This is a genomic window from Streptomyces sp. NBC_00328 (assembly GCF_036139655.1).
Lineage (GTDB): Bacteria > Actinomycetota > Actinomycetes > Streptomycetales > Streptomycetaceae > Streptomyces.
Map to the genome: position 1 here is coordinate 2,082,044 of NZ_CP108013.1, position 13,608 is coordinate 2,095,651.

Sequence of the window (13,608 nt, forward strand, 5' to 3'; positions counted from 1 at the left end):
CCGTCGACCGGTCCGGCTCCGCAGGATGATCCACGCCGATTCCGCACATCCCAGGCCCGGTTGTTCACCCGTGGTTTGCGTGCGCGCTGCGGCGTACCAGTAGTTGTGGCTCTGCACACTGGCCGAATCCGTCCCCGGAGGCGTATCCATGTCGCACCGTCCGCTCAGCTCGATCCCCGGCCGCCGCAGCGTGCTGCGCGGCTCCCTGGCCGCGTCGGCGGCGCTGGCCCTGCCCACCACGCTCGGCTCGGCACCGGCACTCGCCCTGTCCGGCCGGCCGAAGGCGGGCTGGGGCGTCCAGACCGGCGACGTGACCACCGACTCCGGCCTGGTGTGGGTCCGCTCCGACCGGCCCGCACGGATGATCGTCGAGACCTCGGCGACCGCGTCGTTCCGCGACTCGCGCAGATGGCACGGTCCGCTGCTGGGCGCGGACACCGACTTCACGGGGACCACCCGGCTGCGCGGACTGCCGTCCGGTGAGCAGATCCACTACCGCGTCCTGCTCGCCGACCCGGACGACCCCCGGCGCGCCGGGGAGCCGGTGAGCGGGACCTTCCGTACGGCTCCGCACAGCCGGCGCGGCGGCGTGCGCTTCCTGTGGTCGGGCGACCTGGCGGGACAGGGCTGGGGCATCAACCCGGACATCGGCGGCTACCGCATCTACGACGCGATGGCCCGGCTCGACCCGGACTTCTTCCTGTGCAGCGGTGACAACATCTACGCGGACGGCCCGATCGCCGCGACGGCCACGCTCCCCGACGGCAGCACCTGGCGGAACATCACGACCGAGGAGAAGTCCAAGGTCGCCGAGTCGCTGGCGGAGTTCCGCGGCAACTTCCGCTACAACCTGCTCGACGAGAACCTCAAACGGTTCAACGCCCGGGTGCCTTCCGTCATCCAGTGGGACGACCACGAGGTGCGCAACAACTGGTACCCCGGTGAGGTGGTCGCCACCACGGACACGCGCTACACGGAGAAGAGCGTGGACGTCCTGGCGGCGCGAGCCCGGCGCGCGTTCAGCGAGTACTTCCCCGTGTCGACCCTGCGCCCGGGCGACCGGGACGGCCGCGTGCACCGGGTCATGCGTCACGGTCCGCTCCTGGACGTGTTCGTCCTCGACATGCGCACCTACCGCAACGCCAACTCCCCGGACAACCAGACGACGGATCCGCAGGGCATCCTCGGCGCCGGGCAGCTGGAGTGGCTGAAGCGCGAGCTGTCGCGCTCGCGGGCCGTGTGGAAGGTGATCGCCGCGGACATGCCGCTCGGCCTCGTCGTGCCGGACACGACCGAAGGACAGCCGAACATCGAGGCCGTGGCGCAGGGGGACCCCGGCCTGCCCCTCGGACGGGAACTCCAGCTGGCCGAGCTGCTGCGCTTCATCAAGCACCGTCGGATCACGGGCACCGTGTGGCTCACCGCGGATGTGCACCACACGTCGGCGCAGCACTACCAGCCGTCGCGGGCCGCGTTCACCGACTTCGAGCCGTTCTGGGAGTTCGTCTCCGGTCCCCTGAACGCCGGAGCCTTCCCGGCCAGCGTGCTGGACAACACGTTCGGTCCGGAACGGGTGTTCGTGAAGGCACCCGCCGCCTCGAACGTCTCGCCCGCCGGCGGCTACCAGTTCTTCGGCGAGGTCGACATCGACGGCGACAGCGGCGAGTTGACGGTGCGGCTGCGGGAGCAGGACGGGACCGTGCTGTTCTCACAGGTGCTCCAGCCAGGGCGCGTAGGCCAGTAGGGGCAGCGGTCCGCCTCGCCCGGGGCCACACCTCGCGGGCTTGACTCGGTCATGATGTACCGGGTTCACATCGCAACGAGCGGTAGACCACGGACAGTTACGGGAACACCGGCCGCCGGCCGGAGGATCTCAACCGCATTCGCCCCCTCGGCGGATCGTCGCCGCAGGTCAGAGGTGATTGTCAGTGGTCACCTCTACGGTTTTTCCATGACGCGATCGTTGCAGGCCGTGGCCTACACCCGACCCTCCGCCCTGGAGTCCGCGCCCGGCGGGCAGCGGCTGGGACTCGAGACCTCGCGGGGCTCGACGCCCACGGGTTTCGAGGACCATCCTCGGTTCTTCGCGGGCTTTCTGACGTCACCCCAGGTGGCCGCCGCGGGGCTGCTGGCGGTGGCCGATGTCGCCGCGGCGCGTTACTACCAGCCTCAGCTGCGCGCGTCCCTCGACCCGGTGGTCACGGGCAACGGTGACCGTCTGCGGTTCGAGTCCTTCTCCGGCTGTGGCGGGGTGTACGCGCGTCTGGACGTGCTGGCACCGGGCCTCGACGGCGACGAGATCGGGCACGGGACGACGAATGTCGACGTCAACAACCCGCTGCGCGAGGCCCTTTCCCGCATCGGCACGGACGATCCACTGCATCTCCGGGTCGGCCCCGACGAGATGGCCGTGACCACGCTGGACGGACCGGTGGTGGAGAAGAAGGTGCCGTTGCCCGACCGCTGGCTGCGCGGATTCGCGGAGGCCCAGGTGACGGCGGCGGGATTCGATCTGCGGGCCGAACTCCCCGCGGCCGAGGCCGTGCGGTTCCTGCGTTCCCTCCCGCGTGGCACGGTACGCGGCCGGTCGGGCGGCGCCCAGTGGGTGGTGCCGTCGGGCCGGGGTCTGCGTCCGACGACCCGGCCGGTTCCGGGAGCCGTGTGCCTGCCCGGGCCCGACCGGCTGATCGCGCTCCAGCGGGTGCTGCGCCATGCGACGGCACTGCGCGTGTACGGCCCACCGGTCACCGGAGACACCGCCCTGGCCGGCGCCTGGGAAGCGGTCCTGCCCGGAATGCGGCTGACGCTCACGCTGTCGCCCGATGCCTCCCGGGGCTTCTCCGGAGAGGGCGGGGTGCTGGACGCCCTCGCCACCGACGAGGCCGCCGAGGACGCGGAGCTGATCGCGGTGCTGCTGGCGTGGGAACCACGCGTCGATGTGGGCGAACTGGCCGCCGCCTCCGGCCTGCCGGCCGAGCGGGTGAGAGCCGCCCTGGTCCGGCTGGGCACATCGGGGCGCGTGGGCTACGACACCGCGGAAGCCGCGTACTTCCACCGGGAACTGCCGTACGACGCGGGGCGGGCCGAGCGGCACAACCCTCGCCTGCGGTCGGCCCACGCCCTGGTCGGCGCGGGCGCGGTCTCCCTGGACGGAGCCATCGGCACGGTGACCGCGGACGACGGACATGTGCACCGCGTCCGCGACGACGCGGGAACGCTGAGCTGTTCCTGCCTGTGGTGGGCGAAGTACCGGGGCGGCCGCGGGCCGTGCAAGCACGCTCTCGCGGTGCGGATGGTGCGGCGGGGCGCTCGGGCCGAGCACAAGAACGGGAGCGGGAGCGCGAACGGGAACGGGAACGGTCGGGCTACGACCACGACTGCGGCCCTGGCTCCGGTCCCGACTGCGGCCCTGGTTCAGGTCCCTGTCCCGGGTTCGGCCCCGGCTCCGGCTCCGGCCGTGGAACGACATGAGGAATTCCCGGAAGTTCGGTTCGACGGGGGCGATGGGCGATGAGTGGCGAGGCACTGCTGAAGGCGGTACGGGCGGGGCGGACAGTCGAGGCCGCCGGACTCCTGGACGGGATGACCGACGGTGAACGCCGGTCCTGTCTGCCCGCGTTGAAGGAACTCCGCAAGGAGCTGCGGTCGGCGCCGTGGAACGCGGCGTCGCGCGTGGCCCATCCCGCGCTGCACGCGGCGGGAGCCGCGTGTCACACGGGCGCCGCTGGTGCGGCGACCTGGATCGCCGGCGTGGACATGCGCTGGTTCCAGGCCTCCCCCGGTGTCCTGCTCCACGTGCTGGGCGATCGCGAGACCGACTGGCTCGCCGATCTGACGCACCGGCTCGCCGCCCGGCCGGCGACGTCCCGGGTCCCGTTCGCCCTGCTGTCGGGCCTGGTGGCCTTGTCCGGGTGCGAGGTTCCGACGACCGACGCCTATGTGCGGGGCTGGTTGGAGCACATCGGTGGTTCCTGGCACGGCGGAGGCACGGTGGCGCAGCGACTGCGCAAGGAGCCCCACGTGTCCGTGATGGTCACCGCGCTCTTCGAGTCGCTGGAGGTCACGAGTCAGATCGCCTGGCTGTTCGGCGACGGACCGGGCAGTTGGTACGACGCCCTCGCCGAGCTGTCCGAGGAGGGCACCCTCGACCGAAGGGTCGTGTTGGACGCCTGCGTCGCGCGGCTCCTGCGCGGTGGCGCCCCGGCCGACCAGCGGGTCTTCCTGCGTCTGCTGTCGTCGCTGGCTCCGGCGCGTGACGAGGAACGCGAGCGCTCCGCCGACTGGACGGTGCTCGCCTGCCAGGCCGTGCCGACCGTCGCCGGGTACGCGCAGTCGGTGCTCGCTTCTCTCGCCCTGGACGGTGAGTTGACGTCCCGGCAGCTGGCCGAGATGTCCTCGGGGGTGCTCTTCCGTACGGAGAAGAAGCTGGTACGCGCCCAGCTCGTCCTGCTGGGGAAGGTCCTCAAGCGTGATCCGTCCACGGCGGATGTGCTGCTGCCCGCGGTGGCCGAAGCCTTCGGGCACGAGGACACCGACGTGCAGGAGCGTGCGCTGAAACTGGTGGAGCGCCATGCCGGCGCGCTTCCCGACTCGTTCGACGTGCGAGCTCGGCTCGAAGACCTCAGTGCCGACTTGAGCCCGGGGCTGCGGCTGCGGGCGCAGCGCGCCCTCGGTATCGAGGCTCCGGGCTCCGCTTCGACGGTCCAGGAGGAGATGCTGCCGCCCGTGCCTGAGCGGGCGCGGCTGGCGGCGGCGCCGGATTCGGTGACCGAACTGGCCGAGGAGGTCAGCGCGATACTGGCTTCCGGTGGCGGAGTCGCGGCGTTCGAGCGCGCTCTGGACGGCCTGGTCCGCCACGCCCACCGTGATCGGGACGCTCTGGTGGAGGCCCTCGGCCCCGTGGTCGCGCGCTGCTGGTGGAAGGACCGCGATCCGAGCTACCCGGTCGTGGACCGAAGCTTCCGTGAGTCGGCACAGGGTCTCGAAGTCGTCCTGGCGGCCCTGTTCGAGGGGGTCGGCATGGAAACGCTCCATGCGGCGGTACAGCAGGGACCGACGAGCGGGAACTGCCATCACAGCGCGCTCTCCCGCGCTCTCGACGCGCGCCTGTGGGAGGCGGGCCACCGCCTTCGCACCGACCCGATGCCGTTCCTGCTGGCCACTCCCACCTGGGACACCGGGCTGCTGGAGCCGGACGAGCTGGTGGAACGCCTCACCGAGTACCGGCGGCTCGACACCCGGCCGGGCACGGCCGACTTCGCGCAGGCACTTCTGCGCGTACGGCGCGACGACCGTGCGACGGCGGAGGCGGCCGCGGCCCGGGCCCGCGCGCTCGGCAGCCCCGAGGGGTACCGGCTGGCCCAGTGGCTCACCGCCGAGGGGCCGCTGCTCCCGACGAGCCGCCGACGGACCTCGGGCGCCCGCATCCTTCTGGAACTGGGCGAACTGGAAGAGATACAGGGCTTGTTCCCCAAGGAGTTCCGGCTGCTGGGACGCCCCCTCACGGTGTTCAAGGACCACCGGTACTGCCGGCACTGGGGTGTCACGGAGCAGCGGTACTGGCCGGCCGTCGTACCGGGACGCCGGGAACTGGTGGCGGCGCGTCTGCTGCGCGACATCAGCACGGCCGCGGTGGAGGACGGCCGCATGGTCGCCGCGATGCTGCCGCTGCTCGCCGAGGCCGACGGCACAGCGGGCGAGGCGCTGCACCTGTGCCTGGCGTACGGGCTCGGGGCCCGGCATCCCGAGGACCGGCTCGCCGCTGTGGACGCCCTGCTGGTCCTCGCCGCCCGGGGACAGCTCGACGCCGGGCGGCTCGGCTCGGACATCGGGGAGCTGGTGCGCAGGGGCGCGCTGAAGAAGTCCCGGCTGGCCGAGTCGATACGCACGGCGGCGGCCACGGGTGCGTACGCCACGGTCTGGTCGGTGCTGCTCGGCCTGCTGCCGGCCCTGCTGGCCGACCTCGCCGCCGACGGGGCGGGCGGCGGCGCGGCGCGGGGGCTCGGTGAGCTGCTGGCCGTCGCCGCCGACTGCGCCGAGCGATCCGGGGCGCGCGGTGATCTGGCCCATCTCGCCGGTACCGCCGAGCGGCACGGCTCGTCCAAGGTCGTGACCCAGGCCCGACGACTGCGGACCGCGCTGAGGGGGGAGGCCGCCGCCTGACACGGGCGACCGGGAGCGGGAGCGGGAGCGGGAGCGGGCCGCCGCACTTGTTACGCAGGACGATCAAGGATCCGCCGGCCCTGACCAGGTGGGCAGCGAGGACCCGTGTTCGAGGCAAAAGACCCGTAAAAAGAACTGCAAAAAGGGCAGAACGACACTTAACCGATCAGTCACAAGCCGTTCGTGATCACGCAACACCATTCCTTCACAGTGAAGGTATGACTCCAGACATGTCTGATGTGACGCGTGCGAAGCACGGACGGCCCGTTCACCACTGGCGACGGGACCTCGTCGAACTCGCCGCGCTGTTCACGGCCGTGGCGGTCGCGGACGGTGTGGCCAATCTGATCGGGCACGGGCCCGACGGCCCCGCGCTGCTGGTGATATCGGCGGTGCTCCTGGCCGCCACGGCCGGATTCCACACATGGTGGGCACGCCGCCACGGTCACGCCCCGCCGACGAGCGATACCGGCGCCCGGCCGCCCTCGGAGGGGCGAACGGGCGTGCTTTCCGGGGAGGACGCGGCAGCCTCCGCGCCACTGCCCGCCGTGGGGGCGACCGTGCTGCTGCGGATGCGTACGACGGTCCAGGACGCGCCGGGTTCGCTCGCCGCGCTGTGCACGGCGCTCGCACAGCGCCAGGTCGACATCCTGAGCCTCCAGACGCACCCGCTGGCGGACGGAACGGTCGACGAGTTCCTGCTGCGCGCGCCCGCCGAGCTGGCCATCTCCGAGATCACCCGCAGCGTGGCGCAGGCGGGCGGCACCTCGACGTGGATCGAGCGGGCCGACGCCCATGACCTGGTGGACGCGCCGACCCGGGTGCTCGGTCTGGCCACCCGCACCGCCCTCGACGCCTCCGAACTGCCGCTCGCGCTCAGGCAGTTGCTCGGCCGGTGCACGATCCGTTCACTGCCCGCCACCTCTCCCGTCTCCGGCCGGGCGACGCAGGGGGCACCCGTGGAGGGGGCCCTTGAGGACACGGTGATGCGGCTGCGCGCGCCGGAGGGCGGGGTGATCACGGTGGAGCGGCCGTATCTGCCGTTCACACCGACCGAGTTCGCGCGGGCGCGGGCGCTGGTCGAACTGGACGCGCGGCTCGGCCCCCGCGTTCCGCGCGGGCAGGACATGCTGACGCTTCCCGAGGGCAACCCGATCACCGTCCAGCGCGCGGACGTCTCCGACCTCGAGGCCGCCAAGGCGATGCACGAGCGCTGCTCGCCGCGCACGTTGAGCATGCGGTACCACGGCCCCGTCGGGGACGCGGACCGATACCTCAACCACCTGCTCAGCCCCAGTTTCGGGCGCACGCTCGCCGTCCGGACGGCATCCGGCAGGATCGTCGGACTCGGTCACCTCCTCTGGGACGGCGACGAGACGGAGGTCGCGCTGCTCGTCGAGGACGAATGGCAGCGGCGGGGAATCGGCGTCGAACTGCTCGGCCGCCTGGTGGCGATGGCCGTCGAGGCGGGCTGCGCGAGCGTGTACGCCGTCACGCAGGCGTCGAACACCGGCATGGTCGCCGCCATGCGCGGCCTCGGCCTCCCGCTCGACTACCAGATCGAGGAGGGCACCCTGGTCATCACCGCCCGCCTGGACACGACACCGGTGACATCGCCGCAGCCGTACGCCCAGGACCACGGTCACAGCCACGCTCCGCACGCCATCGGGAACGGGATCGGCCAGGGAAGCAGGGGCACGGGGCGGGCCTAGCCCGAAAGCCCCGGTCCGCACCCACATCCGCTGCGGGGCGTGCGCCCGGCACCACCGGGCGCACGCCCCGCACACCGGGAGCTCGTCCCCTCACTCTCCGCCGTGGAACCCCAGTGCGGTGTCCAGGTCGGACCACAGGTCGTCCACGTCCTCCAGGCCCACCGACAGGCGCAGCAGACGGTCGCTGACGCCCGCGTCCTGGCGGTCCGCCGTGGGCACGATGCGGTGGCTTATGGAGGCCGGGTGCTGGATGAGGCTGTCGACGCTGCCGAGGCTCACGGCGGGGGTGATCAGCCGGACCCCGGCGATGACGTCGTGCGGGTCGCCGTGCACCTCGAAAGCGATCATCGCCCCGCCGATGCGCGGGTAGTGGACGCGGGCGACACGGGGATCGTCGGCGAGCCGGCGGGCAAGCTCCGCGGCGTTCGAGGAGGCGGCCCGGACCCGGACGGGCAGGGTCGACAGGCCGCGCAGCAGCAGGTAACCGGCCAGCGGATGCAGGACGCCGCCCGTCGCGAACCGCACCTGGCGCAGCTTGCGGGCGAACTCCTCGTCGCACGCGACCACTCCGGCCATGACGTCCCCGTGGCCGCCCAGGTACTTGGTGGCGCTGTGCAGGACCAGTCGCGCGCCGTGCTCGGCGGGGCGCTGCAGCACGGGGGTGGCGAAGGTGTTGTCGGCGAGGAGCGGGACGGACCCGCAGGAGTGGGCCACGGCACGCAGGTCGAGTTCCGCGAGCGTCGGGTTGGCCGGGGACTCGACCATCACGAGACCCGTGTCGGGCCGCAGCGCGTCGGCGATCCCGGCCGGGTCGACCCAGGTGACCTCACTGCCGAGCAGCCCGGCGGTCAGGAGGTGGTCGCTGCAGCCGTACAGCGGACGTACGGCGACGACATGGCGCAGGCCCATCGCGTTGCGTACGAGGAGGACGGCGCTCAGCGCGGCCATACCGCTCGCGAAGGCGACCGCGCTCTGGGTGCCTTCGAGGCGCGCGAGGGCGGTCTCGAAGCGGGCCACGGTCGGATTGCCGAGGCGGGCGTAGACCGGCGGTCCCTCGGGTTCGGCGCCGTCGGCCGCGAAGGCGTCGATCCGGGCGGCCTCGCCGCGGCTGTCGTACGAGGGGTACGTGGTGGACAGGTCGATCGGGGCCGCGTGCAGCCCGAGGGCGGCCAGGTCCTCCCGGCCGGCGTGCACGGCTTCCGTGGCGAGTGCCCGGGTCGGAGCCGTGATGACCTGGCCGCTTCCGCTCAGGTCGTCCTGCGCGTCCTGCGCGCCCTGCGTGTCGTACACAACGGAGTCCATGCGCCGAAGCCTGAACACCGGGCGGGGTTTCGGCGCCGCATCCCGTGTTACGTTCGCGCCATGGCTGATTCCGTCGTACTCGATCCGGTCGATCTTCATCTGTTGCGGCTGTTGCAGAACGACGCACGGACGACCTACCGGGATCTCGCGGCTCAGGTCGGCGTCGCGCCGTCGACCTGCCTCGACCGGGTGACCCGGCTGCGCCGGGCGGGAGTGATTCTCGGCCATCAGCTGCGACTGGACCCGGCGAAGCTCGGACGGGGCCTGGAGGCGCTGCTGTCCGTGCAGGTCCGGCCGCACCGCCGGGAACTGGTGGGACCTTTCGTCGACCGCATCCGGGTGCTGCCGGAGTCGCGGACCGTCTTCCATCTGACCGGCCCCGACGACTACCTCGTGCATGTCGCGGTCGCGGACATGGCGGATCTGCAGCGACTGGTGCTCGACGAGTTCACCTCGCAGCGTGAAGTGGCTCGGGTCGAGACGCGGTTGATATTCCAGCAGTGGGACTGCGGCCCCTTGCTGCCGCCCGCCGCGCCGGGCCCGTCGTCCCCGGCCAAATCCGGCTGATGTGGTGAAAAGCCCGGTTGGGCGGGCTGACGCGGCGCGTCTGCTCGTACGAGGATGTGCGCATGTCAGAGACGAAGAAGCCGCTGCCCCGCGAGGTCGCCGACACGTACGTCGACGAGCTCATCGCCCTCGACCCGGTTCTCGGTACCTACCTCGGCGTGAAGGAGAGTCACAGCAGGCTGCCCGACACCTCGCCCGCCGGTCAGGAGGCCGTCGCCGAGCTGGCGCGGGTGACCCTCGCGCGGCTGGACGAGGCGGAGCGGCTGCCGGACGCGGAACGTGACATCGAGCGCCGTTGTGCCCGGCTGCTGCGGGAGCGGCTCAGCGCCGCACTCGCGGTCCACGAGGCCGGCGAGGGCCTGCGGGCGGTGGGCAACCTGCACACACCGGTGCACTCCGTGCGCCAGGTCTTCACCCTGACGCCGACCGAGACCGACGAGGACTGGGCCGCGGTCGCCGAGCGGCTGCGCGCGGTACCGGCCGCGCTCGCCGGCTACCGGGAGTCCCTCGCGCTCGGGCTCGACCGCAAGCTGTACGCGGGGCCGCGTCCGACCGCGACGTTCGTCGAACAGCTCACGGAGTGGTCGGACACGGACGGAGAGGGCCGCGGCTGGTTCGAGGACTTCGTCTCGGCGGGCCCCGGCTCCGCGCGCGAGGACCTGGACGCGGCGGCGCGTACCGCGACGGAGGCCGTGATCGCCCTGCGGGACTGGATGCGTGACGTGTACGCGCCCACGATCGAGGGTGCTCCGGACACCGTGGGCCACGAGCGGTACGCGCGGCTGGCGCGCTACTTCAACGGCACGGATCTCGACCTCGACGAGGCGTACGCGTACGGCTGGGCCGAGTACCACCGTCTGCTGGCCGAGATGAGGACCGAGGCCGAGAAGATCCTCCCCGGAGCGGCGACCCCCTGGGTGGCCCTCGCGCACCTCGACGAGCACGGCCGTCACATCGAGGGCGTCGAGGAGGTGCAGCGGTGGCTCCAGGGGCTGATGGACGAGGCGATCGCGGCCCTGGACGGCACGCACTTCGAACTCGCCGAGCCGGTACGGAAGGTGGAGTCCCGCATCGCCCCGCCCGGCGGTGCCGCGGCCCCCTACTACACCGCCCCGTCGCAGGACTTCTCACGGCCCGGCCGCACCTGGCTGCCCACGATGGGACAGACCCGCTTCCCCGTCTACGATCTCGTCTCGACCTGGTACCACGAGGGGGTGCCCGGCCATCACCTCCAGCTCGCGCAATGGGCGTACGTCGTCGACGACCTGTCCCGCTACCAGGCCACCGTCGGCCAGGTCAGCGCCAACTGCGAGGGCTGGGCGCTGTACGCGGAGCGGCTGATGGACGAGCTCGGCTTCCTCACCGACGCGGAGCAGCGGCTCGGCTATCTCGACGCGCAGATGATGCGGGCCGCCCGGGTCATCGTCGACATCGGCATGCACCTGGAGCTGGAGATCCCCGCCGACTCCCCCTTCCACCCGGGCGAGCGGTGGACCCCGGACCTGGCGCAGGAGTTCTTCGGCGCGCACAGCAGCCGGCCGGCCGACTTCGTGGAGAGCGAGCTGACCCGCTACCTCACGATGCCCGGCCAGGCCATCGGCTACAAGCTCGGCGAGCGCGCCTGGCTCCTCGGCCGTGAGAACGCGAGGAAGCGCCACGGTGACGCGTTCGACGCCAAGGCCTGGCACATGGCCGCCCTGTCCCAGGGGTCGCTGGGCCTGGACGACCTGGTGGACGAACTCTCCAGGCTCTGACGGCCCCGCGCGGCGGCCGGATCCCGGCCGCCGCGCGCGCATCACCATGGTGCCCCGACATCAGCACACCCCCGCACCGGAACGCCTCCGATGCCCGAAGCGTCCCCGCGTCAAGAACCTCAGGACCTCAAGGCGTCAGGACCTCAGAGCCCCAGGGCGTCAGGGCGTCAACCGACGCAGTTGTACGAGGCCCACCCACGTCTCGGGTCCCGGTTCGACGCGCGCCGCGCGGACCCCGTACCGGCCCGGTTCGAGCGCCACCCTCAGGTGATCCGTGCGCCCGGAGGCGGTGCCGGGCCACGCGGCGTCGAAGAGGACGACGGGACCCGGCACCGTCCACACCACTTCCCGCTCCCACCGTGCCTGCGACAGCGCCGCCGGCACGACGGCGAGCAGTTCGTCCTCGGAATCGGCGGCGCACCAGCGGACGAAGGCGCCGTGCTCGGGAAGGTAGGTGGTCGAGGCGGGATCGTCGCCCAGGACGAGGGCTCGGGTGTCGCCCACGGGCAGGAGGCCGACGAATCCGTCGATGTCACAGGCCCGGTCGTAGTCGCAGGACATGTCGTCGCCGTCGGCCCCCGCCCAGAACGGGAGCACCGTCTCCGGAATCGCTATGAGCGGCCCGCCGCCCGACTCCACCCACTGGACCGCCCCGGGGTCCGCGTATCTTGGCATGCGCAGAAGTTACACGGCACGCGTCCGCCCCCGTATGCCAGCCGGTCCAGGGAAACGGATTCCGGACACCGGCGGCAACACGGGGGCCAGAGCGCCGGTTCGGCCCCCTTCCTCAGGTCAGCAGCCGCAGTCCGCCGCGTCCACGGGCGCCGTCAACGGGTCCGCCGTGGGGCGCTCACGACCCTGCCAGGTCTCGAACTCGAAGCCCTCGCGCACCCAGTACTCGAAGCCGCCGAGCATCTCCTTGACCTGGAAGCCGAGTTCGGCCAGGGCGAGGGCCGCGCGGGTCGCGCCGTTGCATCCGGGACCCCAGCAATAGGTGATGACCGGAACCGACTTGTCCAGAAGCCGCTCGGCCTGCTCGGGGATGAGCGCGGTGGGCAGGTGGACCGCGCCGGGAACGTGGCCCTGGTCCCACGAGGCGGCGGAACGGGAGTCGAGCACGACGAACCCGGGGTCGCCGCCGGCCGCGAGGACCCCTGCCACGTCGGACACGTCCGCGTGGAACGCGAGGCTCGCGCGGAAGTAGGCGGCGGCCGCGGCAGGGGACGCCGGCGGCATCCGCAGAACGGGGTTCGCCGCCGCCGCGGAACCGGCCGCGGAAGCGGTGACCGCGTCCGCCCCGGCCGTGCCCGGCGTGGAACCGTGCGGCGCGTCGGCCCCCACCGTCGCCTCGGTCGTCGACGTGGAACCGGTCGCCGTGCTGTTCGTGATGCCTTCGGCAGTCGTAGTCATGGCCTGGCCTTTCCTTGAAACGTGGCCCCGCCGGACCGATGCCGCCCTTGCCACCCCGGTGCTTCCTCCGCACCGCATCCCGCGGGACTTCCCGACCAGAAATCTACGTCCGCCGGTGTTCTTCCTGAAGTGACGATCCACGGCAGTACAGTTGATCAGCCGGTGATTCCCCTGGTATTCATTGTGGATGACCGCGTATTCCCCGGACGCCACCGACTGGCGCATCCTCGACGTCCTCCAGCGCGAGGGCCGGGCCAGCTTCGCCGAGCTGGCACGGGCCGTCTCCATGTCCGCGAGCGCGGTCACCGAGCGGGTGCGCCGCCTGGAGGAGGCGGGCGTCATCCAGGGGTACGCGGCCGTCGTCGACCCCGAGAGCCTGGGACTGCCGATCCTGGCGTTCGTCCGCCTCAGATATCCGAACGGCAACTACAAGCCGTTCCACGACCTCGTCGAGGTCACACCCGAGATCCTGGAGGCACACCACGTCACCGGTGACGACTGCTTCGTCATCAAGGTCGCGGCACGGTCGATGGGGCATCTGGAGACGGTGTCGGGCAAGATCGGCACGCTCGGGTCGGTGACGACGAGCGTCGTCTACTCCTCACCGCTGCCGCGTCGGCCTGTGGGTCACTGAGACCGCCACGACGAGGGCCGGCGCAGCCCGTTCCCGGCGACGATCGGCACAGCCCGTTCCCGGCGCC

10 protein-coding genes are annotated in these 13,608 nt (G+C 72.0%); 7 read left to right on the forward strand and 3 right to left on the reverse strand.

The features are described from left to right. The first annotated feature begins 148 nt into the window (after nucleotides 1-148). From OG485_RS09035 to OG485_RS09050, 4 genes are all read left to right on the forward strand, one after another. Nucleotides 149-1,744 (forward strand): alkaline phosphatase D family protein, encoded by a 1,596-nt coding sequence (locus tag OG485_RS09035; RefSeq protein WP_328665653.1) that lies wholly within the window; start codon nucleotides 149-151, stop codon nucleotides 1,742-1,744. Between the two features lie 207 nt (nucleotides 1,745-1,951). Beyond that, nucleotides 1,952-3,514 (forward strand): SWIM zinc finger family protein, encoded by a 1,563-nt coding sequence (locus tag OG485_RS09040; RefSeq protein WP_328665655.1) that lies wholly within the window; start codon nucleotides 1,952-1,954, stop codon nucleotides 3,512-3,514. Then, a complete protein-coding gene (locus tag OG485_RS09045; RefSeq protein ID WP_328665657.1) occupies nucleotides 3,511-6,162 on the forward strand; it encodes a DUF7824 domain-containing protein in 2,652 nt (883 codons plus the stop codon). The genes OG485_RS09040 and OG485_RS09045 overlap by 4 nt, the downstream gene beginning before the upstream one ends. 230 nt (nucleotides 6,163-6,392) lie before the next feature. Next, nucleotides 6,393-7,874: a GNAT family N-acetyltransferase gene (locus tag OG485_RS09050; protein WP_443048673.1), complete on the forward strand. Its 1,482-nt coding sequence runs from the start codon at nucleotides 6,393-6,395 to the stop codon at nucleotides 7,872-7,874. Nucleotides 7,875-7,964: 90 nt separating this feature from the next. Here OG485_RS09050 and OG485_RS09055 read toward each other — a convergent pair whose 3' ends face one another. Continuing rightward, nucleotides 7,965-9,176: a trans-sulfuration enzyme family protein gene (locus OG485_RS09055; protein WP_443048674.1), complete on the reverse strand. Its 1,212-nt coding sequence runs from the start codon at nucleotides 9,174-9,176 to the stop codon at nucleotides 7,965-7,967. A 60-nt stretch (nucleotides 9,177-9,236) separates the two neighbouring features. Between OG485_RS09055 and OG485_RS09060 the strand changes: the two genes are divergently transcribed. Both OG485_RS09060 and OG485_RS09065 read left to right on the forward strand, forming a co-directional pair. Continuing rightward, the gene (locus OG485_RS09060) at nucleotides 9,237-9,743 is read left to right on the forward strand and encodes an Lrp/AsnC family transcriptional regulator (protein ID WP_326789089.1); all 507 of its coding nucleotides are present in this window, start codon (nucleotides 9,237-9,239) and stop codon (nucleotides 9,741-9,743) included. 62 nt (nucleotides 9,744-9,805) lie between these two features. Continuing rightward, nucleotides 9,806-11,497, forward strand: coding sequence for a DUF885 domain-containing protein (locus OG485_RS09065; protein WP_328665664.1), 1,692 nt, complete (start codon nucleotides 9,806-9,808; stop codon nucleotides 11,495-11,497). Nucleotides 11,498-11,656: 159 nt separating this feature from the next. On the opposite strand, the gene OG485_RS09070 is transcribed toward OG485_RS09065, so the two are convergent. Both OG485_RS09070 and OG485_RS09075 read right to left on the reverse strand, forming a co-directional pair. Beyond that, a complete protein-coding gene (locus tag OG485_RS09070) occupies nucleotides 11,657-12,172 on the reverse strand; it encodes an immunity 21 family protein (RefSeq protein ID WP_328665665.1) in 516 nt (171 codons plus the stop codon). Between the two features lie 117 nt (nucleotides 12,173-12,289). Next, complete coding sequence (locus tag OG485_RS09075; protein ID WP_328674287.1) at nucleotides 12,290-12,733, reverse strand: rhodanese-like domain-containing protein; 444 nt, start codon at nucleotides 12,731-12,733, stop codon at nucleotides 12,290-12,292. Between the two features lie 361 nt (nucleotides 12,734-13,094). On the opposite strand from OG485_RS09075, the gene OG485_RS09080 reads away from it, so the two are divergent. Further along, nucleotides 13,095-13,541: an Lrp/AsnC family transcriptional regulator gene (locus OG485_RS09080; RefSeq protein WP_328665666.1), complete on the forward strand. Its 447-nt coding sequence runs from the start codon at nucleotides 13,095-13,097 to the stop codon at nucleotides 13,539-13,541. Nucleotides 13,542-13,608: the final 67 nt, after the last annotated feature.